The 24171-nt window shown below is 42.9% G+C and carries 23 protein-coding genes; 13 read left to right on the top strand and 10 right to left on the bottom strand.

The genetic code is table 11. From position 1 onward, the window contains the following. Position 1: 1 nt before the first annotated feature. The 3 genes from AAFX28_RS16655 to fdhD all read right to left on the bottom strand — a co-directional run bounded on the left by AAFX28_RS16655 (position 2) and on the right by fdhD (position 4076). Positions 2–946, bottom strand: coding sequence for an MBL fold metallo-hydrolase (locus AAFX28_RS16655; protein ID WP_408689288.1), 945 nt, complete (start codon positions 944–946; stop codon positions 2–4). A gap of 253 nt (positions 947–1199) precedes the next feature. Beyond that, positions 1200–3086 (bottom strand): methyl-accepting chemotaxis protein, encoded by a 1887-nt coding sequence (locus AAFX28_RS16650; RefSeq protein ID WP_408689286.1) that lies wholly within the window; start codon positions 3084–3086, stop codon positions 1200–1202. Positions 3087–3251: 165 nt separating this feature from the next. After that, the gene (gene fdhD / locus AAFX28_RS16645; RefSeq protein ID WP_408689285.1) at positions 3252–4076 is read right to left on the bottom strand and encodes a formate dehydrogenase accessory sulfurtransferase FdhD; all 825 of its coding nucleotides are present in this window, start codon (positions 4074–4076) and stop codon (positions 3252–3254) included. Positions 4077–4316: 240 nt separating this feature from the next. On the opposite strand from fdhD, the gene AAFX28_RS16640 reads away from it, so the two are divergent. The 10 genes from AAFX28_RS16640 to cobB all read left to right on the top strand — a co-directional run bounded on the left by AAFX28_RS16640 (position 4317) and on the right by cobB (position 13918). Next, complete coding sequence (locus tag AAFX28_RS16640; RefSeq protein WP_408689283.1) at positions 4317–4781, top strand: DUF3305 domain-containing protein; 465 nt, start codon at positions 4317–4319, stop codon at positions 4779–4781. Next, positions 4771–5307 carry a DUF3306 domain-containing protein gene (locus tag AAFX28_RS16635; RefSeq protein WP_408689282.1) on the top strand — a complete coding sequence of 179 codons (537 nt, stop codon included), beginning with the start codon at positions 4771–4773 and terminating at the stop codon, positions 5305–5307. The genes AAFX28_RS16640 and AAFX28_RS16635 overlap by 11 nt, the downstream gene beginning before the upstream one ends. 178 nt (positions 5308–5485) lie before the next feature. Further along, a complete protein-coding gene (locus tag AAFX28_RS16630) occupies positions 5486–7147 on the top strand; it encodes a 4Fe-4S dicluster domain-containing protein (RefSeq protein WP_408689280.1) in 1662 nt (553 codons plus the stop codon). A gap of 13 nt (positions 7148–7160) precedes the next feature. Further along, positions 7161–7796 carry a molecular chaperone gene (locus AAFX28_RS16625; protein ID WP_408689279.1) on the top strand — a complete coding sequence of 212 codons (636 nt, stop codon included), beginning with the start codon at positions 7161–7163 and terminating at the stop codon, positions 7794–7796. A 47-nt stretch (positions 7797–7843) separates the two neighbouring features. Then, positions 7844–8041, top strand: a complete 198-nt coding sequence (locus AAFX28_RS16620; protein WP_408689277.1) for a twin-arginine translocation signal domain-containing protein — start codon at positions 7844–7846, stop codon at positions 8039–8041. A gap of 10 nt (positions 8042–8051) precedes the next feature. Then, positions 8052–10907: a formate dehydrogenase subunit alpha gene (locus AAFX28_RS16615; RefSeq protein WP_408689276.1), complete on the top strand. Its 2856-nt coding sequence runs from the start codon at positions 8052–8054 to the stop codon at positions 10905–10907. An 11-nt stretch (positions 10908–10918) separates the two neighbouring features. After that, the gene (gene fdh3B, locus AAFX28_RS16610; protein ID WP_004414075.1) at positions 10919–11527 is read left to right on the top strand and encodes a formate dehydrogenase FDH3 subunit beta; all 609 of its coding nucleotides are present in this window, start codon (positions 10919–10921) and stop codon (positions 11525–11527) included. A 14-nt stretch (positions 11528–11541) separates the two neighbouring features. Continuing rightward, positions 11542–12591 carry a formate dehydrogenase subunit gamma gene (locus AAFX28_RS16605; protein WP_408689274.1) on the top strand — a complete coding sequence of 350 codons (1050 nt, stop codon included), beginning with the start codon at positions 11542–11544 and terminating at the stop codon, positions 12589–12591. Beyond that, on the top strand, positions 12578–12994 hold the full coding sequence (locus AAFX28_RS16600; RefSeq protein ID WP_408689273.1) for a hypothetical protein: 417 nt from the start codon (positions 12578–12580) through the stop codon (positions 12992–12994). The genes AAFX28_RS16605 and AAFX28_RS16600 overlap by 14 nt, the downstream gene beginning before the upstream one ends. A gap of 186 nt (positions 12995–13180) precedes the next feature. After that, positions 13181–13918: a Sir2 family NAD+-dependent deacetylase gene (cobB, locus tag AAFX28_RS16595; protein ID WP_408689271.1), complete on the top strand. Its 738-nt coding sequence runs from the start codon at positions 13181–13183 to the stop codon at positions 13916–13918. Positions 13919–13934: 16 nt separating this feature from the next. Here cobB and AAFX28_RS16590 read toward each other — a convergent pair whose 3' ends face one another. From AAFX28_RS16590 to potA, 6 genes are all read right to left on the bottom strand, one after another. Then, positions 13935–14678, bottom strand: a complete 744-nt coding sequence (locus AAFX28_RS16590) for a GGDEF domain-containing protein (RefSeq protein ID WP_408689270.1) — start codon at positions 14676–14678, stop codon at positions 13935–13937. Between the two features lie 135 nt (positions 14679–14813). Then, positions 14814–15851 carry an extracellular solute-binding protein gene (locus AAFX28_RS16585; RefSeq protein WP_408689269.1) on the bottom strand — a complete coding sequence of 346 codons (1038 nt, stop codon included), beginning with the start codon at positions 15849–15851 and terminating at the stop codon, positions 14814–14816. Positions 15852–16025: 174 nt separating this feature from the next. Continuing rightward, complete coding sequence (locus AAFX28_RS16580; protein WP_408689268.1) at positions 16026–17060, bottom strand: extracellular solute-binding protein; 1035 nt, start codon at positions 17058–17060, stop codon at positions 16026–16028. Positions 17061–17161: 101 nt separating this feature from the next. Further along, complete coding sequence (potC, locus tag AAFX28_RS16575; protein WP_408689267.1) at positions 17162–17932, bottom strand: spermidine/putrescine ABC transporter permease PotC; 771 nt, start codon at positions 17930–17932, stop codon at positions 17162–17164. Then, positions 17932–18792 (bottom strand): spermidine/putrescine ABC transporter permease PotB, encoded by an 861-nt coding sequence (gene potB / locus AAFX28_RS16570; protein WP_408689266.1) that lies wholly within the window; start codon positions 18790–18792, stop codon positions 17932–17934. Before potB ends, potC begins: the two co-directional genes overlap by 1 nt. Further along, positions 18773–19906, bottom strand: a complete 1134-nt coding sequence (potA, locus tag AAFX28_RS16565) for a spermidine/putrescine ABC transporter ATP-binding protein PotA (RefSeq protein WP_408690894.1) — start codon at positions 19904–19906, stop codon at positions 18773–18775. Before potA ends, potB begins: the two co-directional genes overlap by 20 nt. 380 nt (positions 19907–20286) lie before the next feature. On the opposite strand from potA, the gene AAFX28_RS16560 reads away from it, so the two are divergent. The 3 genes from AAFX28_RS16560 to AAFX28_RS16550 are packed head-to-tail and all read left to right on the top strand — an operon-like array spanning position 20287 to position 22627. After that, positions 20287–21093 carry a hypothetical protein gene (locus AAFX28_RS16560; protein WP_408689265.1) on the top strand — a complete coding sequence of 269 codons (807 nt, stop codon included), beginning with the start codon at positions 20287–20289 and terminating at the stop codon, positions 21091–21093. After that, positions 21086–21940, top strand: a complete 855-nt coding sequence (locus AAFX28_RS16555; protein WP_408690893.1) for a glucosaminidase domain-containing protein — start codon at positions 21086–21088, stop codon at positions 21938–21940. Before AAFX28_RS16560 ends, AAFX28_RS16555 begins: the two co-directional genes overlap by 8 nt. 27 nt (positions 21941–21967) lie before the next feature. After that, entirely contained in the window at positions 21968–22627 is a 660-nt protein-coding gene (locus AAFX28_RS16550; RefSeq protein ID WP_408689264.1) for a DUF2987 domain-containing protein, read from the top strand. 56 nt (positions 22628–22683) lie between these two features. Here AAFX28_RS16550 and AAFX28_RS16545 read toward each other — a convergent pair whose 3' ends face one another. Beyond that, on the bottom strand, positions 22684–24075 hold the full coding sequence (locus tag AAFX28_RS16545; RefSeq protein ID WP_408689263.1) for an MATE family efflux transporter: 1392 nt from the start codon (positions 24073–24075) through the stop codon (positions 22684–22686). Positions 24076–24171 lie beyond the last annotated feature (96 nt).

The following is a 24171-nucleotide window of genomic DNA, read 5'->3' as shown; positions in this document are numbered from 1 at the left end:
GTTATAGCTCCTTAGCTGCTTTAATTGGGTAGCTCGATAGATCTCGGCCTGAATAAACAGGACCATCAAAGTACTGTTTAATAATTTTTACCGATTCAGACTTACGCTTAAGGCCAAGACCCATCCAGTGGTTGAGTACCAGCATTTTCGGCTGAACTTCTTGAGCGATTTTTCCAATCACGGAAGGTTTAGCGTGCATAAATGCAGAGACAGGATCGGCTTGTTCATGAATAGCCATTGGCATTAGAAGAATGTCTGCATTTTTTGCAAACTCGATAAAACGCGGATCGCTGCCATTTTGGTCGGCAGAGACGACAATTACGCCTTCTTTACCTTCAATACGGTAAGATAGAGCTGGCACATCGCCATGGGGAATACCAATGGCAGTTACGCTTAAGCCATCTTTTTCATAAACTGATACGGGTTGTTGGCTATCGTATGGCACGTCGATTAGGTCAATAGGGAACAAACCATCTGTACCATCGTACAAACCGCTTAAGTACGCGTACGCACCATCATTCGGGTCAAAGTTCGCTCTGAAATAACCAGACATGCTCGGGAAAGCAGAACCAGCAGTTGGTCCCGCTAATACCAAAGGCTCCTCTCGATCAAAGAAGTATCCGCCTTTGAGTAGTGCAGGGAGATCGTTAACATGGTCAGTATGAAAGTGCGTCACACCGAAGAATTCTAGATCTTCTAATTTTGCACCTGCTTGACCAAATCGTAGATAAATGCCACCACCGGCATCAATTAGAAAACGAGATTTACCTTTCCACCAAACAATTTCCCCTGACGATGCGCGAAGGTCATCAGAAATCGGACCGCCAGATCCTAATAGTTGAAGAGTGAAATCAGTATCACTCGGTGTTACTGTGACGGCGTAACTACTGGTCGCAGTCAGTGCTAAACCAAGCGCTAGTGTTAACGCTTTAAAAGGGTGTTTCATAGATTTTCCATTTGTTGAGCTTTATTGTGTTTCGGTCTAAGCCAAAACTTATAATTTCAGTCGGTTATGGCCCCAACTGTCTTGACATGTAAGATAATGAAAACCTATCGTTAAATAAATCTACTAATATTGAATTGGTCGTTCAGCTAATGTGAACAAGTTATAAATAGGTAAATGGAAAGGCAATAGAAGCTTGTGATAATGGAAAACAAATAGCCTCTAAACTAAGAGAACTTAGAGGCTAGAAGGAGGGCTAATAGCGGAATTGACGGACTATCTCTGCAAGTTTGCTACTTACACCAGATACTTGTTCACTACACCTAACAGAGCCAGACACCACTTCATAGGTATCACCAGCAAGATGTGCAATTTGGGTAATGTTGCGATCAATTTCTGCTGAAACCATTGACTGTTCTTCGGAAGCTGTTGCTATCTGCGTATTCATATCAAACATTTCTCTGATTTGAAGGTTAATGCTTTCTATAGCGGAGACAACATCTTTGGTATTTGCGTTGGTGTCTTTCGCTTGTTCCAAACTGTTTGACATCATTGCTACCGTCTCATTAACGCCATTGGTTAGGGCAGAGACAGTAGACTCGATTTGATGGGTCGACGTATTGGTCATTTGAGAGAGCTGCCTCACTTCATCGGCAACAACCGCAAAACCACGGCCACTTTCTCCAGCCCGAGCGGCTTCGATCGCAGCGTTTAATGCGAGTAAGTTGGTTTGCTCAGCAATACCTTGAATGGTAGCGACTACGCTATGGATCTCTTGACTTTGTACAGCAAGGCGTTCGATTTGCAGCTGTGATGCTTCAATTGAACTAGACAAAGCTTCTATTTGGTCGCCGGTCGAGTGGGTAACATCCAGTGCATTATTTGCTTCGACTTTCATTCGCTCTGCATTTTGGGCGGCGGATTCGATATTGGCCGTGATTTCGTTACTGGTCATAACCAATTCATTAACTGCCGTCGCAACAGATTCGGACTCTGCTTTTTGCTGCTCTGCATTTCTCATACTCTTCGATGCCGCTTGTTCAGAACTGCATGAGCTTTCGCTAAGAACATTCATCACTTGGGCTAGGTCTTTAATATGGACATGCAATTGGCTGATAAAACTATCGAACGAGTGTGCAAGCTGTGCCAGCTCATCGTTACCTTTAGCATTCATTCGAACAGTGAGATCGCCATCTCCTGAAGCAATCTCTCGCATAAGTAGATTAATAGCTTTAATACGCTTGAGAATACTTTGCCCAATAAGAAAGAGAAATAACGACAGTAAACACACCATTGCTACGCCAATAAGCTGAAGCTGTTGCTTAACGTTGTCAGTAGCAAGTGACACTTCAGCAACGATCTCTTTTTGTAACGTCGCGATCGACTCTTCTGTATTGTGAACATTACTTCGCAACTTACCACGTAAACCTTCGTTAGGTGATAAGCCAAGTATTTGATTAGCGTGCTTGAGGGCAAATGCTTGCTGGCGATAAGCTTCAAAATAAGTCGTGACGTTTGGGTAATTCGTCAACGCAAGTTCGAAATTGGATAGGGCAATGTTGAATGCTTGTTGATTATCAGAAGTTGGGTTAGCTAAGTAGCGATAGTCCGCTTCCATCAGTTCAAATAGCGTAACCTTTAAAGGTAAGCTTTGTTGTGCGGTTGTTTGACTCTTAAGCTCACTACGTGCGGTTGTCAAAAGCTCAATGTGACTATCACTATTACTTTCAATACGTTTTATTTGCTGAACGAGTTCGTGAAACTGGATCTTATATTGCTGAAGCGTTTGATTAATTGTGTTTGTCGACTGAGCAAACTCCAGTTCATGAGTCGCTAGGCGTTCAGAGAGTGCACTGAGTCTATTTTCAAGTTGCTTGAATGTTTCATCAAAGCGACTGGTGTACTTATCATCTTTTCGCGCCAGAAAATCTTTTTCATGGCGTCTAAGCATGAGTAGATCAATACCACTGGATAAATTTTCAGACGCGGCATGTTCTAACGATTGAAGTCTCTGAAGGCTAAGGTGTTCGTAATATCCGTAAGCACCGACAAATAGCAGCAATGTGAGATTAATGATAAGTAGCTTCGCTCTAATAGATAGAGTAAAGCTGCGAGTTTGTGTAGTGCCTGGAACTTTGTCCATGAACACCTCCCTGTAAGCCGATGTCATCTAGTTGATGAATGTGTCATTTGTATGAATATTATGTGACACATATACAACTAATAGCACTTAAGCTAAGCATTACAAGGAAGGCAACCAAAAAACGCACTGCTACCAGCGCGTTTTGAAGGATATACGAAAGGTGAGTTATTGGTTTCCTTTGACGTCGAAGTCGATCTTCTCAGCACCAGTAAATACTTGAAAACGTAGACCTTTAGCACGTGCAATCGTTGTGATACCAAATTTCTCAGCGAGCTCTAATCCCATTTGAGTCACGCCGGAACGTGAAAGGAGAACAGGAATACCCATCTGAGCCACTTTGATAACCATCTCAGATGTTAAACGGCCAGTCGTATAGAAAATCTTATCTTCACCAGATTGTTCGTTTAGCCACATTTCACCAGCCAACGTATCTACCGCATTGTGACGACCAACATCTTCTACAAACGACAACACTTCATTGTCACGACACACAGCACAGCCATGAACCGCACCAGCTTTTTTATAGGTTTCATTGTAATGGGTCAGTGCTTCAAGGGCAGAGTAGATTTCTGACTGCTTGATCTTAATTTGCGGAACTTGGTAGTTTTCAAGTTGCTTCATGACATTGCCATACATTGTGCCTTGACCGCAGCCTGAAGTGACGGTTTTCTTTTTAAGCGCACTTTCCACTTGCTGGGTATCTTCTTTGGTGATGACTGCTGCTGTATGCGTTTCCCAATCGATAATGACCGATTCCAAAGAGTCTGGATCCGAAATAAAGCTCTGGTTTTTCAGGTAACCTAACACCAGTGATTCTGGGCGAGAGCCTAAAGTCATCAGCGTTACCACTTCTTTCCAGTTAAGCATGACTGTCAAAGGTCTTTCGCAAGCGATTTGTTTAGTGAGTTTCTCTCCGTATTCGTCAAACACAACAACTTCAAGCGTTTGGAGAGGGTTTTCACTGGTTTTGATTATGTTTGGTTTAACCACGACGTATCCTATTCGATCTATCAGTATTATTTTTGCTACATGTTTCTTGCAAATAACGTTCCTAGTATGCAAGAGCTCAAAATTTAACAATGTGGCTCAACACCTTGATTCGATTTGCACTAAATTGAATTTAGGTCAGGCCTTATGCTTCTGGGTATAAATATTGCTTCAGGATGTGAAATATTCGCTAGAACTCGATTAGCCAAAACAATTTAATATCAAATTTAACGCTGGTGAACCATGTCAAAACAAGAAACTGTGAGCCCTCAACTTCAAAAATCAGAAGAGCTTTGGTCGATCGACTGTGAACTTATCTCACATGAGATTGCAACGGGACTTTGGACTACAACTCAATGGCAACTTACAGGGTTTGAGCTACAACCTGACGAACTACGCGATTCTGTTGCTCTACTTCAATTACATAGAGATGAACGAACAGATTATCGATTTAACCTGAGCTCGAACCAGCCTAAATTGTTTTTAGTGCTAGATAACGTTGAAACGGACGAGAAACCAAACATCGTAACGCTGACCGCTTCTCAAAGTGTCGCGAGCCAATACATGGACGGTGACTATCTCGTTCTCTCAAACGATATGCCGTTACCCGTTCAAGCTTGGATGGAAGCCTTCATTGGTCGTCATGGCGAGCTATTAGAACAGCGACGTAAGAAACGTAAAGGAGCGGGGCGCGCAAGTGGCAACTAGTTTTCTAAGTCGTTGGTCTAAAAGGAAGCTGGAAGGTGATGAGGTAGAGCAACAAAGCCCTGACACTGAACAAGTTCCAACTCAAGACGAACCGCATAATGCAGTAGAGACTGACGTTATTGATGACGGCGCGATCGACATCGATGAGAGAGTTAGCAATGATACCGACGAATCTGATACGAGTGTTGCGGCATTATTAGCGTCTGAAGCTGAGTCGACTGTGAAAAAAGCAGCGTTGAGAAAACTGTTTCTTTCTGGTGAGTTTAGCGCTGTTGATGGGCTTAATGATTATGATCATGACTATAAAGCCGTTAAAAGTTTATCCACTGAAGTTGCTAGCAAGTTGCGCGATTGGATGAACGCTGAAGAAGAACCAGAACAAGAACCAATTGAAGCTGCTAACAATCAGGAAAGTGAAATCGATAATGATTTAGTCGAAATTAACGGTGATGTTGAGATTGATGAACTTAATGACGTCGATACCACCGACGAGCAATTGGGACAAAATATACCACACAAAAAATAGGTACATTTTGACTAATTCATCAACTAACGGAGTGAGACAAATTGTCCCACTCCGTTTTTTTGTCGCATAAAACTCCCGGCAACCCCGCTATCTTGCTGATTTAAATAGGATAAAAAGTTGGTACAGCATTTGCTAATACTCGCCTAAGTGAATATTCCGTTCTAACTGGAACTGAGCAATGCTAAAACAACTATTACAACAATCGGATTCTGTGAATGGCAAGGCGCGCCTTCATGCGTTTGAGAATACCGTTGAATTGACCAACCTTATCCCGCCGACGGTAAGCTACGAGAGTGGCGGAAATACACTTATCGTTGGGCCAACCTCTATTATTGAGAGTGCGGCGAATCAACTAGAGCAAATGAAAAGTGTCACGCTTCTATCTACAGATGGGGAGCAGGGTGAACATAGTAACTTGTATTATGCGAGTTCAGTTCAGGTCTCTGGCTTTCTAGGCACATTTACTGTTATTACTGAAAATAATGGGATAGCGAGCAATCTGGCCAAGGTCGCACTTAATCACGATTGTTTCGATGTTGTACTGGATTTATGCCTTAACAGCTGTATGACAGAAGAAGTCCCTGTTCCCGGTTATTACCCCGTCGGAAGAGGGTACCCAAAGCTAGCTGAAGCGCTTGAAGAAATACCTACATTGATGGGAACGTTTGATAAACCAAAGTTTTTCCGTCTTGATACTGACTTATGTGCTCATAGCTCTCGAGGCGTAAAAGGCTGTGAGCGTTGTGTTGATGCTTGTCCAGCAGGTGCACTGTCCAGTGAAGGCAGTGATAAAACCGGTCATAGAATCGAGATTAACCCATATTTGTGTCAAGGCGTTGGTACTTGTGCAACAGCATGTCCAACCGAAGCAATTCATTATGCCTTGCCTAATCCTCAAGATACTCAAAAGTTTATCGAACGCACGTTAGCGAATTATGAAGCAGAAGGGGGCGTTGATCCTATCGTCTTAATCTGTAGTTCGCGTCATGAGTCATACAATGTAATGGCACTACAAGCGTTGCCTGACAATGTTATTCCTGTTGTCGTTGAAGAGCTTCCTTCAATTGGTATTGACTCTTGGTTTGCTGCTCTGGTCAACGGAGCAACTCAGGTTCTATTTGCTGCCAGTCGTTTTATGCCGCAAACCATTATCCGTGTTCTAAACAATGAAGTTGCTGTAGCTCAAGAACTGCTAGCTCAACTCGGCATTGCCAAAGAAACGATAGATATCCTATATCTGGAATCACTACGTGAAGTCGCTCCAACGCTATGTACTGAATCGTTTGATCTAGCACTTGGAGATTTAGAAGGGAACAAGCGTCAGCGTCTATTTACCTCCCTAGATGCATTGGCCCAATCACGCATTCCTGTAGAAAACATTGTTGAGTTACCAACAAATGCGCCATACGGAAACATCAGCTGCGAAAGTAAAGATTGTACGCTTTGTATGAGCTGTGTTGCAGTTTGTCCTACAAGAGCTTTGCATACTGACGGTTCTTCTCCTTCACTTAAGTTTATTGAGCAAGACTGTGTGCAATGTGGTCTTTGTACAAAAGCATGCCCAGAACAAGTGCTAACAATGACACCGCGCATGAACTGGGATAAATCCGCTCGTCAAGCAGCGCAAGTCATTCACCAAGAAAAAGCGGCTGAGTGTGTACGTTGTAATAAACCATTTGCGCCACAGTCTATGATTGACATGTTACAAGAGAAGTTACGTGGTCACTCTCATTTTGCTGATGAATCTGCACTGAATCGTATTGCAATGTGTGAGGACTGCCGAGTCGTAGACATGTTTGAGTCAATGGCTGAAGACCCAACTAAACAACTTAATTATTAAGGCGATCTGAACAATGGATAATCAACAACAAACCATTCGCGCTGATATTTACTTGCTTCTTTCGACGCTTTTTCGTCAAAAGCCTTCTAGCGAACTGATTGAATTCTTATCAGAGCTAGAAGTGGAACAAAGTGAAAGTGCTATGCAGATCGCTTGGAAGAAGGTTAAACAAGCCGCAAAAGAGAGCGAAGCCGAATCACTGACCGACGAGTATCAGGATTTGTTCATCGGTATTGGACGTGGCGAAGTTGTCCCTTTCGCATCATGGCATTTAACAGGTTCATTGATGGAAAAGCCTCTGGCTTCGATTCGACATGACCTCGAGTTACTCGGGTTAGAAAGAGAAGAGCAAGTTAAAGAGCCTGAAGACCATTTTTCTGCGATATGTGAAGTGATGTCTGTGCTTACGAATGAAGAAGAAGAGTTGCAACAAGTGTTCTTTAACAAACACCTTGGGACTTGGTTCTCTTCTCTGACAAAGCAAATGAATGGCGCTGAAAGCGCGAATTTCTACTTAGCGGTCGCAGAACTGACCGAAGCATTTATGACGCTAGAGCAAGTGCGCTTTAGTGCCAACGTCGCGAGTAGCAAAAACAAATTAAAAATTGATGTAAAGAACGTCACTGAGTACGAGCAAGCTCAGAAATAGCGTCTCACATCGATAGCAATACCTACTAAAAGGGTAAGGAAGCAATAATGAAAGATAATAAAGAGTTAAACCAAAGCCGTAGGGACCTTCTCAAAGGCTTGACGACTGCAGCAGTTGCTGGAGCCGTAGTCGCTGGAACAACAAAAGTGGCTAGCGCTTCAGAGTCTGTGGCACCAAAACAAGACGATAAAAAAACGGGCTACCACGAAACCCAACATATTCGTGACTACTACGAAACGCTATAGGAGCTAACCGATGAAACTAGTCAAACGCTCCGATAACGTGAGCAAAGAACAAAACCAATTAGGTGTGTCACGCCGTGCATTCATGAAGAATAGCTCGCTTGCCGCTGGTGGTGCTGTTGTTGGAGCAAGCCTTTTTGCACCAGGCATGATCAAAAAAGCAGAAGCAAAGTCGGTTGATCCTAATGCAAAGACTGAGATCAAACGTACAATTTGTTCTCACTGTTCAGTGGGTTGTGGTATTTACGCTGAAGTTCAAAACGGTGTTTGGACGGGTCAGGAGCCAGCATTTGATCACCCATTTAACGCTGGTGGTCATTGTGCAAAAGGTGCTGCGCTGCGTGAACATGGTCACGGTGAACGTCGCCTAAAATACCCAATGAAGCTTGAAAACGGTAAGTGGAAAAAGCTTTCTTGGGATGAAGCGATTGAAGAAATCGGCACTAAAGTTCTAGATATTCGCAACGAATCAGGGCCGGACTCAGTTTACTGGCTAGGTAGTGCTAAGCACAGCAACGAACAAGCCTATATGTTCCGCAAGATGGCGAGTCTTTGGGGTACAAATAACGTTGACCACCAAGCACGTATTTGTCACTCAACTACCGTAGCAGGTGTAGCAAACACTTGGGGTTACGGTGCAATGACGAACTCGTTCAACGACATGCACAACTGTAAGTCGATGCTGTTTATCGGTTCAAACCCTGCGGAAGCACACCCAGTAGCAATGCAGCACATTCTTATCGCGAAAGAGAAGAACAACTGTAAGATTGTTGTTGCTGATCCTCGTCGTACTCGTACTGCAGCGAAATCTGATCACTATGTATCTCTTCGTCCAGGTTCAGATGTTGCTTTCATCTGGGGTGTTCTATGGCACGTATTTGCGAACAAATGGGAAGACAAAGAGTTTATCCGTCAACGTGTGTTTGGTATGGACGAAATTCGCGAAGAAGTAGCGAAATGGAACCCAGCTGAAGTAGAGCGTGTAACTGGCGTGAGTGAAGCTGAAGTTTACCAAACTGCGAAACTTCTATCTGAAAACCGTCCGGGTTGTGTTGTGTGGTGTATGGGTGGTACTCAACATACAACAGGTAACAACAACACTCGTGCATATTGTGTTCTTGAGCTTGCATTAGGAAACATGGGTAAATCAGGCGGCGGTGCTAACATTTTCCGTGGCCACGATAACGTACAGGGCGCAACTGACCTTGGCGTACTATCGCATACTCTTCCTGGTTACTACGGCCTGTCTGACGGTGCTTGGAAGCATTGGTCAAAAGTATGGGACCTAGACCACGAGTGGGTACAAAAGCGTTTCGACCAAAATGAATACCGTGGCAAAAAGCCAATGAACAATATGGGTATTCCGGTTTCTCGTTGGATCGATGGTGTTCTTGAAAACAAAGACAATATCGAGCAAAACGACAATATTCGTGCGATGTTCTACTGGGGCCACGCGGTTAACTCGCAGACTCGTGGTGTAGAAATGAAGAAGGCGATGCAGAAGCTGGATATGATGGTTATTGTTGACCCATACCCAACAGTTGCAGCGGTAATGAACGATCGTACTGACGGCGTCTACCTTCTACCAGCAACAACTCAGTTCGAAACTTATGGTAGTGTGACGGCATCAAACCGTTCAATCCAATGGCGTGACAAAGTCGTAGACCCATTGTTTGAGTCTAAGCCTGACCACGAAATCATGTACCTTCTTACTAAGAAACTTGGTTTTGCTGATCAGCTGTTCAAGAATGTTAAGGTTGAAAACAACCAACCGCTTATCGAAGACATTACTCGTGAATTCAACAAAGGTATGTGGACGATTGGTTACACTGGTCAAAGCCCAGAGCGTCTAAAAGCGCATCAACAGAACTGGCACACATTCCACAAAACGTCACTAGAAGCCGAAGGCGGTGTTGCACACGGTGAAACCTACGGCCTACCTTGGCCATGTTGGGGTACACCAGAAATGAAGCACCCTGGTACGCATATTCTTTATGATACGTCTAAACCAGTAGCTCAAGGTGGTGGTAACTTCCGTGCTCGCTTTGGTGTTGAGTTTGAAGGTACAAACATCCTTGCAGAAGACAGCTACTCTAAAGGCAGTGAGATTGAAGATGGCTACCCAGAGTTCAGCGATAAGTTACTGAAATCTCTTGGTTGGTGGGACGATCTAACCGCTGAAGAGAAAGCTGCGGCTGAAGGTAAGAACTGGAAGACAGACCTTTCTGGTGGTATCCAACGTGTGGCAATCAAGCATGGTTGTATTCCTTTCGGTAATGCGAAAGCGCGTGCTGTGGTTTGGACATTCCCAGATCGCGTTCCGCTTCACCGTGAACCACTATACACACCACGTCGTGATCTTGTTGCTGACTACCCAACGTGGGATGACAGTGAGTCGATCTACCGTCTACCAACTATGTATAAGTCAATTCAAGACAAAGATGTTTCAGGTGAGTACCCAATCATCCTGACTTCTGGTCGTCTGGTTGAATACGAAGGTGGTGGTGAAGAAACACGTTCTAACCCATGGCTAGCGGAACTACAGCAAGAGATGTTTGTTGAAGTGAACCCGAAAGATGCCAACGATCTTGGCTTCAAAGATGGTGACATGGTTTGGGTTGAAGGTGCAGAAAAAGGCCGTATTCATGTTAAAGCGATGGTAACTCGCCGCGTTAAACCGGGCCTTGCATTTATTCCATTCCACTTCGGCGGTAAGTTCCAAGGTGAAGACCTACGCAACAAATACCCAGAAGGTACAGATCCATACGTAATTGGTGAATCTGCAAACATCGCAACGACTTACGGTTATGACCCTGTGACGCAAATGCAGGAAACCAAAGTCACCCTATGTAACATTCGCAAAGCTTAAGGAGTCAACAGATGGCTAGAATGAAATTCCTTTGTGACACTAAGCGCTGTATCGAATGTAACGGCTGTGTCACTGCATGTAAGAACGAAAACGATGATGCATTAGAGTGGGGTATTCAACGCCGCCGAGTGGTAACACTAAATGACGGTGAACCGGGTGAAAACTCGATCTCTGTTGCGTGTATGCACTGTACTGATGCACCTTGTATGGCTGTTTGTCCTGCAGATTGTTTCGAGCACACAGAAGACGGCATTGTTCTTCATAACAAAGACCTTTGTATCGGCTGTGGTTACTGTTTGTTTGCTTGTCCGTTTGGCGCACCACAATTCCCTAAACAGGAAGCGTTTGGTGAGCGCGGTAAAATGGATAAGTGTACTTTCTGTGCCGGTGGTCCTGAAACAGAGCCTGGTTCAGTTGAAGAACGTCAGAAGTACGGTGCGAACCGTATTGCTGAAGGCAAACTGCCGATGTGTGCTTCTCTTTGTTCAACTAAAGCACTGTTAGCGGGTGATGCAGAGAAAGTTTCTGACATCTTCCGTCAACGAGTTGTTGAGCGTGGTGCGAAAGGCGCTGGTTGGACAGACGGTAACGATCTGTCTTACGACGCAACGAAAAGCTAATACTGGAGAGATTCATGTTTTCAATGTTTAAACGTGCATCTCTTGTAATGCTGTCAATGATGGCAGCATTACTGTTTGCTTTGTCGCTGCCTGCGCATGCTGAGCAAAAAGAGTCTGAAGTTGCACAACGTGAAATGACGCAATTGGCTGGTGCTGATTTTTGGCGTCAAGTTCGTCAAGGCGAAGAGGGCTACACGACGTCTCAGTTCCCAGAGCACGGAATGCTTATTAGTACCCCGGGTCAAACTTGGTACATTTTGAAAGAGAAATGGATGTCACCAGCGGGAGCTGTGGCAATTTTCGGTAGTATTGCCTTCGTTACACTAATGTACATCGTCATTGGTCCACTGATGTTAAGTGCGCCAAGAACAGGTAAGAAAATCAAACGCTGGTCTCGACTTGATCGAGCGCTTCACTGGAGTATGGCGTTTACTTTCTTAACGCTAGCGTTTAGTGGGTTGATGTTGGTTTACGGTAAACACTTCCTTAAGCCTTACATTCCATCGGAGTTATGGGGCTTCATTATTATGTTGGCGAAGCAATACCATAACTACATTGGTCCTATTTTCTATGTGTTGCTGCTTTGTGTTCTTATCAAATGGTGGCGTAAGTCTATCTTCAAGAAAGTGGATATCGCTTGGTTTATGAAGCTTGGTGGTATGGTTGGTAAACATAAAGGTTCACACCCATCGGCAGAGTTTTCTAACGCTGGTGAAAAAGCGCTATTTTGGCTTTTGATCGTTGTTGGTACTGTCGTGGCATTTAGTGGTCTTGTGTTGGACTTCCCAATCTTCGGTCAAACTCGCCGTGATATGGAGCTTTCTAACCTTGTTCACATGCTTGCTGCACTTATCCTAATCTGTGGATTCGTATTCCATATCTACATCGGTTTGTTCGGTATGGAAGGCGCACTGGAAGGTATGGTTACTGGTGAAGTAGATGAGACTTGGGCTAAAGAGCACCATGACTTATGGTACGAAGAGGTGATGGCAAAAGAACGCGAAGAGCAGGGTATTACGGTCGCTAAAGAGGCAAAAGGAGCGCAATCAAATGAACAAGCCTAACAAAGGTATTTGGGTAGCGTATATATTAAGCTTCTTTACTCCGTTCACTTGTCTAATTTCGGGTGTAATTGCGATTATTTATGCTGGTTACCGCTTGGATAAGGGTGAAGACGGTGAAATTATTGATTCGCACTACTACGGCCTGATCCGAACATTTTTCTTAAACCTGACTTACTTTGTTGTTCTGATCATTACTGTCGCAACATCTAATGGTGTGCTAATCGGTCTAAATGACTATTGGTACAAGAGTCATATCATTGATGAAATTGCTTATTATATTCCGTATGTAGGTATGATCTTTGGTCTGATTGCGATCGCGTTTTGGTTTATGCGAATGTTCCAAGGCATGAAGAAACTTCAAGCGAATGAACCGTTTAGTTTTTCTAAGGGTCCAAACCTTTAGAGCATAACTTGACAGAGACTCATAGCCTCGATCTTTATCGAGGCTATTTTTTTACCTATCAAAAAGATTAACCTCACAATTTATGGGTAAAACGACTCTGATTTCGACTATGGTCTAACGTCAACCACTATAGAAGTTTACGATACGATGCTAAGCTAACTCCATGAAGAGAAACAAGGATGTAGTATGAACTTCCCATATCGCAATGTCGTAATATTGACTGGAGCAGGAATCTCAGCAGAGTCGGGGATTCAAACATTTCGAGCTCAGGATGGGCTTTGGGAAAATCACCGCATTGAAGATGTTGCGACGCCAGAAGGATTTGAGCGCAATCCTGACCTAGTTCAAGACTTCTACAATCAGCGACGATTAGGGTTGTTAGAACCAAGCATTCAGCCTAATGCCGCTCATGTAGCACTGGGCGAACTTGAGAAACACCTTGATGGAACGGTAACGGTCATTACTCAAAATATAGATAACTTACATGAACGCGGCGGGAGCGAAAATGTCATTCACATGCACGGTGAATTACTAAAGTCACGCTGCAGTGAGTCAAACCAAGTTATCGAAGAAAGAGGGGAGATCAAGACTGGTGACCTATGTCATTGCTGTCAGATTCCATCTCAAATGCGTCCTCATGTTGTGTGGTTTGGTGAGATGCCACTGAGAATGGGTGACATCTATTCTTCTCTTGAAACAGCTGACCTTTTCATTTCTATTGGTACCTCTGGCGTAGTATATCCTGCCGCTGGATTTGTTCATGACGCTAAAATGCATGGCGCTCACACAATCGAAATCAATTTAGAGCCAAGTGCTGTTGAAAGTGAGTTCGAAGAAAAGCGCTATGGTAAAGCAAGTGTGGAAGTACCGAAGTTGGTAAAAGAAATACTCAGCTTACAAGAACCTGGAGTCAAACAAGCCTAACTATGTTAAGAAACTCTCAGCCTTTACGTTGAGAGTTTTTCATTTCGTACATTGCCTTATCTGTTTTAATAAGCGCTTCGCGGAAGCTTTCTTTTGATGTGGACTGTTCAATCCCATAACTGAAACTGATTTGCTCACCATCAAGCGTATTTTCGAGCGACGTAATAAACGTATCTCCCTTAGATACTGGCACGATGACGATAAACTCATCGCCACCGACACGATACGCTCGGCCCTTAGAGCAAAGTGATGAGTTTAATGCTTGGGCAAAGCGAATGATCATTAAATCTCCCACGTGATGGCCTTTAGAGTCGTTTACTCTCTTCAAGCCATCAAGATCAAGGTAGATTAGGTCAAATTTATTAAGGTGAATAGAGTCAAGCTTTTTGCGGTTATATAAGCCTGTTAGCTCATCTGTTGCAGCGTTCTCTTTAACGTCTCGAATGATTTCTGTCAGACCAAATGCAATGATCAAAAAGGATATTTGTAGTAGGCCATCTTCCAGGAAGGTATCGATAAACTCATGGGAGTCAGCAATACGGTCAAAGAACTGAACTTCAGTGAGTACATCATAGAACTTATTGAAGATTAATATCCACATGCCAAACTTTAATTTGGTATTGCTAAAAATGGAGTCTCGCGCGACAACGTAGATATATACAATGATAAACAGTGTGTTGCTTTCAAACAGAAGATCATAATTTGAGTCAATCGCGACAAAAAATTGCAGCATCATCATAGCAATTGATAATGCAATCATAGCAATAATTATGAGTAGGACTGTTTTGTGTTTCAACGTTAATGCTTTTTAAAGTGTGGCGTTCCATTAAATTACATAAGTATTAGAAAAAAATAAAGCGGCTAATGCCGCTTTATTAAGTGTAATCTATTTAGATTAGTTATCTACTTTAAGTTTTTGGAAGTACTCGTCATAAATGACACTTGCTTCACCGACTTCATCTTGCCAAGTACCGCTGTCCATAACTTCTTGCGGTGGGAAGATGCTTGGATCGTTAGCAAACTCTTCTGGTAAAAGTTTATGAGCTGTAGCAACAGGCGTTGGGTAGCCAATCTCTAGTGCAATTTTAGCTGCGTTTTCTGGACGAAGAAGGAAATCAATCATCTTATGCGCGGCGTCGACGTTTTTAGCTTCAGCTGGAATTGCTAGGCTATCCATCCAAAATACAGTGCCTTTTTCCGGCCAAATAATGTCAATTGAAGCGCCTTCTTGACGTGCCATGTATGCACTGCCGTTCCAAAGCATACCCAGTGAAACCTCACCCGCTAAGTAAGGGTTAGCAGGGAAGTCAGAGTTAAATACCAATACGTTTGGCATTAGTTTTTTAAGCTCTTCGTACGCTTCTTTAATTTCTTCAGGGTTAGTCGTGTTTGGTGAATAACCTAACTTAGTTAATGCGATATGGAATACTTCACGCGAGTCATCCATCAACATAAGTTGGCCTTCCCACTTACTATCCCAAAAGTCGTCCCATTTAGTCACAGAAGAGTCATCAAGCATGTCAGAGTTAATGCCGATACCTGTTGCGCCCCAAATGTAAGGAATAGAGTAGTTGTTGCTTGGATCAAAAGGTTTGTTTAGGAAGTTAGTATCCAAATCAGCAAAATGAGAAAGCTTTTCTTTGTCGATTTGCTGAAGCATACCTTCTTTGCGCATTTTAGATACAAAGTATGTAGACGGTACTACTAGATCGTAACCTGAACCTTGAGTTTTTAACTTAGCATACATACTTTCGTTAGACTCATAGGTAGAGTAAATCACCTTAATGCCGGTTTCTTTTGTAAAGTCTTCAAGAACTTCGTTTGGAATGTATTCAGACCAGTTGTAGAAATAAAGTTCTTGATCAGCAGCCATTGCTGGCGAAGCGATTAAAGTCGCTGCGCAAAGTGCGCTTGCGTAGAATTTACTTTTCATTCTTTATCCGTTTTATTTGTTCTAATGGTGGCTATTTAAGAGAGGTAGACCCCAAAATAACCATCGTTTCAAACTTACTTGTCATCATGACAAGTTTAGCAATCGGTAAGTATATCAGCCAAAACAAAAATAGGCAGCCGAGGCTGCCTATTTTTATAAATAATAAAGCGTAACTTACTGACCCGCTTTAAGCTTTAGGAAATACTCTTCGTATTTCACCGTTAAATCGCCAACAGAGTCTTGCCACTCAACACGATCCAAATCTTCTTGAGAAGGGAATAGTGGAGCTATGTCTTTAAACTTAGCGTTAGACGCTTCAACCGCCGTTAAGTAACCTGTGTCGCGAGAGATTTGCTCAGCGATTTCAGGGCGTAGTAAGAAGTCGATCATTTTATGTGCCGCTTCTACGTTCTTAGCGCCTGAGGAAATTGCGAAGTTATCTACCCAGCCGATACCACCTTCTTTAGGGAATACCAGCTTAAGGTTCATGCCTTCGTTTTGTGCTGCGGCCGCACTGCCGTTCCAAAGCATACCAACGCCAACTTCACCTGACATGTATGGTGCACCAGGGTTGTCAGAGTTAAATACAAGAACATTTGGCATCAGCTTTTGTAGCTCTGCGTATGCTTCATCAATCTGTTTAGGATCTGTAGAGTTACCTGAGTAACCTAACTTGCGTAGCGCAATATGGAACACTTCACGAGTGTCATCCATCAGCATCAACTGACCTTCTAGTTCTGGGTTCCATAGATCAGCCCAGCTAGTAAAGTCATTTGGATCGTACATGTCAGCGTTAACCGCTAGACCAGTGATTGCTACTACGTGTGGAATAGAGTAGTCATTGTTAGGATCGTAAGGCTTATCTAAGTAGTTCTTATCTAGGTTAGAGAAGTTACTTAGCTTCGACTTATCGATTTTTTGTAGCATGCCTTCGTCACGCATTTTTGCAACGAAGTACGTAGAAGGTACGACTAGATCGTAACCTTGGTTATGCGTTTTTAGCTTTGCATACAATGTTTCATTCGACTCGTAAGTAGAGTAGATAACCTTGATGCCAGTTTCTTCAGTAAATTGCTCTAGGATATTACTGTTGATGTAAGGACCCCAGTTCATAAATACTAGTTCTTTGTTTTCGTCCGCAATTACTGAACCTGAGAACAGAGAAAGCGCACATGCACTACCAGCTAATAAAGTAGCCCATTTTTTCATTGACGTTAGCTCCAAACCAAACGTGCCCCTAAACTTTAGGGATTTTGATAGAAAAACAGAATGACAAAATGCCATTCTGTTTCGTGAAATTGAAAGCGATTCTACTTCACTTTCTCCCTTGCAAGCAACTGAGAAATGATTACAAGGATTAAAGAAACAATCAGCATGACTGTTGCCAAGGCATTCACTTCTGGCGAAATGCCTACTTTCACCATTGAGTAGATTTTCAATGGTAAAATTTCGTATGTTGGTCCTGTCACAAACGAGCTGATAATGACGTCGTCTAGAGATAGGGTAAAGCTTAATAGCCAACCAGCAGCGACTGCAGGCTTCGCTAATGGCAAAATAATCTGCTTTAGGATAACCCACTCGCTAGCACCGAGATCTTTTGCTGCTTCAAGCATCTTCACATCAAAGCCATTTAAACGGCTATAAACAGTGACAACAACGAAAGGCAGACAGAAGGTGATATGTGCAACCAACAAGGTAAAGAAGCCAAGTTGTACGCCCATCACCAAGAACAATGCTAATAACGAAATCGCCATAACAATATCAGGTGACATCATTACCACAAACAGCATTCCATTCACTGCACCTTTGCCCTTGAACGAATAACGGAATAGGGCAACAGCAGTCAGGCTACCGATAATAGTTGCGGCAGTTGCTGAGAAAACCGCAACATTCAGTGAATGCCATGCAGCTTGCATTAGGCTGTCATTATTAACTAACGTTTCATACCACTTTGTTGTGAAACCACCCCATTTCATACCAAACTTATTGGCGTTGAATGAGTTTACGATCAAGACAACGATAGGTAGGTACAAAAATGCGTACACTAACGCCATAAAGCTAAATCTAACTGAACGTCCCATTAGTCTAGCTCCACTTTCTTATTCAATAACTTACCCGCTCGATAGTAGGCGTAAAGCATAATAGCCATCGCGATAGTGAGCGCGATACTCGTTGCCGCACCAAATGGCCAGTCTCGGGCATTAAGAACTTGGCTCTTAATGACATTACCAATAAGTAGGTTTTTCGCCCCGCCAAGAAGGTCGGAAATATAGAACATACCTAATGCTGGTAGTAACACTAACAAACAGCCACCTATGATGCCCGGCATCGTTAATGGCAACGTAACCTTAGTGAAAATCTGGAACTTGTTTGCTCCCAAATCTTTCGCTGCTTCAGTATATGTGTGATCCAATTTTTCGATAGCTGAGTAAAGCGGAAGAATCATAAATGGTAATAGAATGTAGACCAAACCAATCATAACGGCTGACTCTGTGTACATCAGGCGTATTGGCTTATCGATAATTTCCATAGCCATCAGCGACTTATTCAAAATACCTTGAGTACCTAATACTATCTTCAAGCCGTAAGTACGGATCAAAGAGTTGGTCCAAAATGGCACAATCACTAAAAACAACATGATAGGGCGCCATTTCTCAGGCATTTTCGCAATGATGTATGCGAATGGGTAGCCGATTACTAAACAGAGTAATGTCGCCACAATTGCCATGTAGAAAGAGTGCAGCAATACTTTCGCGTAAAGAGGGTCCATTAAACGCAAGTAGTTATCGAGCGTAAATGTCATCTCAATCAAGTTAGCTTCATCACGTGTTAGGAAGCTGGTACCAATAATCATTAGGTTTGGCACCAAAACAAAAAGCGTTAGCCAACCTACGATAAGCGTGATGATCGCATTTTGAAGATTAAGCTTCTTGCTTATCATTTAACACCACCTCCCAACTCTCAACCCAGGTGATAGCAACTTTCTGACCAAGAGAGTGATCCACATCAGGATCATCTTCATTAAAGAACTCGCTTACCATTACACGCATACCAGACTCAAGTTCAATCACAGAGTCTAGAGTCATACCTTTATAAGTACGTTCAGTTACATGACCAACAATGCCTTTATGCTCAGACTCTTTAATCTCTTCGATACGTAAGTCTTCTGGGCGAAGTAGAACTTGAAGTTTGTCGCCGGCCGCTGCGTCTTGGTCGTAGTAAACTACAGACTCAACGCCTTCGATTTCTGCACGAATACGTTTGTCGTCAATACGCTCGATCATCGTTGTATTGAATACGTTGATTTCGCCAATGAAGCGGGCAACAAATAAGTTTTTTGGTTCTTCGTAAATTTCACGAGGAGAGCCGTCTTGTTCAATGACGCCATCGCGCATAACAATAATGCGGTCAGACATCGACAATGCTTCTTCTTGATCGTGTGTTACAAAGATAAACGTAATACCCAACTGACGCTGAAGCTGTTTAAGCTCGATTTGCATCTGTTTACGCAGTTTGTAATCCAGAGCAGATAGAGATTCATCCAAAAGAAGTACTTTTGGCTTATTCACAACCGCTCGAGCAATAGCGATACGCTGTTGCTGACCGCCAGAAAGCTGATGTGGTTTACGCTGTGCCATTTTCTCAAGACGAACCATGCGTAATGCTTCCATAACACGAGGTTCAATTTCTGCTGAAGGCACTTTCTGCATACGTAAGCCGAATGCTACGTTCTCGAAAACCGTCATATGAGGGAAGAGTGCGTAACTTTGGAATACAGTGTTGACATGCCTTTGTTCAGCAGGGATAGATGTCACGTTCTGGCTATCCAGAATAATGTCACCTTTATCAGCGGTTTCGAAACCAGCAATCATTCTTAATACGGTTGTTTTACCACAACCAGATGGGCCAAGTATTGTGAGGAACTCACCATGGTTAACATCTAAATTAAGATTACCGATGATTTCCTTACCATCGAAACTTTTACTGATACCAGTCAAACGAATAACTGGTTGTCCTGCATTTTGTTTAGCGTTCAACGTCTGTTTTTCTCCCACCTTGGTCATTTGTAAATCATTTAAGAAAATGACCTGTCGTTACACAAATTAGAGGCGCGCATCATAATCACCAAAAGTGTGAAATCAAAGCATTTTCTTATCTTGAAACAGAAAAAATTTTGCAGGTAAAAGTAAACATTCCTTACCATACTCTCTGTATACCTAATGAACGGTATAAAGCAGGGATAATTTCCGTAACTTTTGTGTCGAATAAAATACTTAGACGATGCGTTTAGTGGTTAATTATCAACCAAATAGCCAAGAAAGCAAGCGACAAGCCGAGATCCGATTTTAGAGTTTGCTTGGTTGCAGTATAATGAATGCAATTTTTTATCAACAAGTTAGCTTAGTTATTGTCAAACTAGGCACTGGGTTCAAGAATGAATAATGACATTGAAAAAGACTTCAATTTAGGCGGTAGCGTAGAACGTGCTCTGTCAGGTGACTACGATTTAAAAGCCGGAGACGTTATAAAGGAGGCATGGCAACACACGATTAAGAACTTTTTGTCCTTTTCTCCGTCTATCGTCATCTTAATCGCTCTACAGTTAGCGATTTTTTATATGGCTTTAAAGCTTCAACTCGGTAACCCAGGTATTATTCTTGATGCTTTTACTAGTCCGGACGCTTTTGACCCAAGTATTTTCAATGCGATTATGGTGGCAAACTTCAGCTACGAAGTAATCAGTGCACCAATTTATGCAGGCATCAGCCTTATGGCAATGAGCCATGCAGCAGGGTTAACAACAAAACCTCGCCACATTGGCAAGGGGCTTCAATATACGGTTCCTGTCATTATAGCGACGCTCTTTAGTCTGTTATTGCAAGGCATTGCGGGTATGATCTTTCCATTCCTTTCGCTCTATCTTTCATTGGCGTTTAGTAATGCGATCTTATTGATCTGTGAGAAACAGATTCCACCAATGCAGTCTTTGTTACTTTCGCTGCGTGCTGTAAATAAGAAGATTATTGTCCTCGCGGGGATCTATTCACTCGTGTCGATTATGTTTGTAGTGGGTATGATGTTCTATGGACTAGGTCTAATCTTCGTGTTGCCCTTCTTTTTCCACGTGAAAGGCATTATCTACCGTAATATGTTTGGCATTAAACTTAAGATTATTGCCTCTGATCGACCAAAAGATGAAGACGACAACAATGACAACGATTCACAAGTGTTCAATGCGTAAAAGTGAATTCATTGCTATCGCTGCAGCTAGCATTATTGCTGGCTGTAGTTTCTATGGCTACGAGCAAACGCAGACACGAATTAATGAAGCGAGTATTGAAGAACGCGAGCGTAAACAAACTAGCCCTTCGAAACCAAATGTTGCAATTAAATCTGTCGGCGGAGCACCGGATTTCTCTGCGTTCACCGATGTGAAGCAAAAGAAGCAGGCATTTTTTGATTATCTGCGTCCGGGTATCGCTTTAGAAAACCAACGTATTCAGAAAGAGCGCGCTCGCCTTGATTTAATTAAACAGAACTTTGAAGCTAAAGAGCTCACGACAGCTGATCAAAGTTATGCTGTCAAACTTGGCAAACTGTATAACGTTGAAGTCAACGCAGAAGGAGTCACTCAAGATTGGGTGGCTCAGATGCTTCATCGCGTGGATGTCATTCCTGAAGCACTTGTCCTCGTTCAAGGGGCAAATGAGTCAGCATGGGGAACATCTCGATTTGCAACCCAAGCCAATAACTATTTTGGCCAATGGTGTTACAGCAAAGGCTGTGGTCTTGTTCCTTTACAGAGAGGTGAAGGGATGACGCATGAAGTAGCCAAGTTTAGTTCGGTCCAACAATCCATCCACGGCTATTTCATGAATGTGAATCGCAACCGAGCTTATGAAGAACTCAGAGAAATTCGTTACCAACGCCATTTAAAGGGTGAAAATTTAACGGATACCGATGCTGCGATGGCACTAAGTAGTGGTTTGCTCAAATACTCTGAGCGAGGTGAGGCATACGTCAACGATTTACAGAGCATGATCAGGCACAATGCTCAGTTCTGGGAATCACCCTTATCAAATCAATAACAAGCTAATTCAATAAGAAAAAAGTCCATGAAAAAAGTATCGTTAGCGATCTTAACTGCCGCTTTAACCAGTGCTGTCGCTTTGCCTATTCAAGCTCAAGAATACATGTTCACTTACTCTAAGCTATTTTCTCACATGAAACAGAATGCCAAAGAAGGGCATGATGATGTGAAGGTTGGCTTCTTTTTCTTAAATGCAGATACTAAAAAGCTCTGTAACATCGAGAAAGCATGGATGGAGAAAGAAGAACATTACGAAGAACTAACTATTTCACCATATAACGAAGTGATTGTTCCGTTGGATGACAATTTACGATCTGCGAATCCATTGGTATTTGTTCACACTCCGATGGACATGCGCTGTGACTTTTCTATGGTAGTCATGACCAAAGAGCCAATGTCTGGTGAAGTCAGCTATAGTGATGTAGAAGTACTGTTACCGCAAATGCAGGTTATTCTAGAGCAACTAGGTGGTATGTTTGCCAGCTATTTCACTCCTGATGTTGAAGGGGTAACACTAGAGTTTCCTAACAACTTAAACTCTGAAGTTAAGTTTTCAAACGGTTCAACCAAACCAATCGTTGATGGAAAAATACAAGTAGCGCTTTCAGAAATCGGTGAGGGTGGGTCAATGACATTGCCTACCGAAACTGCGAGAGTCTTACCTTACTTACCTAGAGCCAATTAAAATGAAAAGGGTCGCCATAATGCGACCCTTTATTTTATCTTGTTGGATAAACTTAGTTACACCGTCACTAAATCTTGTTCAGCTTGATGGCTCGCACGTTTAATAACACAATAAAGTCGAATCAACATAGCGAAAGCTGCTGTCGTCAAACCCACAACGATTCCAATCCAAAATCCTTTCTCACCCAGCGCTGGGACTAAGTAGTCAGTCAAACCAAGAACCATTCCAAGTGGCAGTGCTAACCCCCAATACGCTGCAATGGCAAGCATCATAGGAGTTTTAGTGTCTTTGTATCCACGTAATGCTCCATTAGCCGATGTCTGTAACGCATCACTAAATTGATATACTGCGGTAAATACAAGTAATGTTGCAGCCGATGCCGATACGATAGGATCTGTCGTGTACAGTCGAATAATCCACTCAGGGAACAACAAGAAGAATGCAACTGAGACTAATGAAAGCAGGGCCGCCGTGATAACCCCAAATAAACTTCGATCTTTTGCATCTAGCTTTTTTTGTTCACCAAGAGCATGGCCAACTCGAATAGTGATGCCAAAAGATAAACTCATCGGAATCATATAAGTCATACTAGAAATGTTGAGCGCAATTTGTGCCGCAGCAACATTCTCAGCACCAATCCGACCAATCAGTAGCGCAATAACCGCAAAGATACTGCCACAAACAGCAATATTTAGGCCGATTGGCATACCCAGTTTAAAGAGCTGCTTTATCTCATGCCACTGAGGCTTTAGGTAGTCGAAGCGCAATATACGTTTGTAATGATGGTGACCTTTGATATAGCTAAATAAAATAGCTGACATTAACCAGTAAACAATGCTCGTTGCCCAACCACACCCAACCGCTCCCATCTCAGGTAAACCAAACTTGCCATAGATAAGCATATAGTTGACAGGAATGTTAACCAACAGACCAACAACCGAAATGATCATGGGTACTCGAGTATTATTCATTCCTTCACAGAAACCATTCAGGGTGTAGAACAGCGCAATACCGGGCACGCCAAAGGCTAGGGCAACTACATAGTCACTGGCAATTGGGATAATCTCAGGTGCAACCTGCAGGCCAACTAATATCATTTCACCAGAACATAAATAGACAATCAGAGTTGCGCTCACCGCAGACGAAAGCCAAAGCATCTGAATAAAAGCGGTCTGAATTGATTGGTAGTTCTGTGCGCCTCGATGATAAGCCACTACTGGTGTAAGGGCCATAATGATCCCTCTCAACAGTAGTGAAACGGGTAACCAAAGGCTAGTACCCAGAGCGATTGCCGCAAGGTCTGCAGCACTTACTTGGCCAGCCATGGTTGTATCAACAAAACCCATGGCTTGCGTGGCAAGTTGCATAAATATTATAGGAATTGAAAGGTGCAGAAGTGCGCCCGATTCTTTAAAAAAACGAGAAATAAAAGAAGGTTTGGATAACATGGAATGTGTAACACCAATATCAATACACCAGTGGAAGCAGGATAGCGTTGTGTACTGTAGGGTGTGCCCGTTGGACAGCGGAAGTATACGATTAAT

Source organism: Vibrio sp. TBV020 (assembly GCF_046056895.1).
Taxonomy (GTDB): domain Bacteria; phylum Pseudomonadota; class Gammaproteobacteria; order Enterobacterales; family Vibrionaceae; genus Vibrio.
Note: the sequence above shows the minus strand (reverse complement) of the source record. Positions and strands in the feature narration are given on the sequence as shown.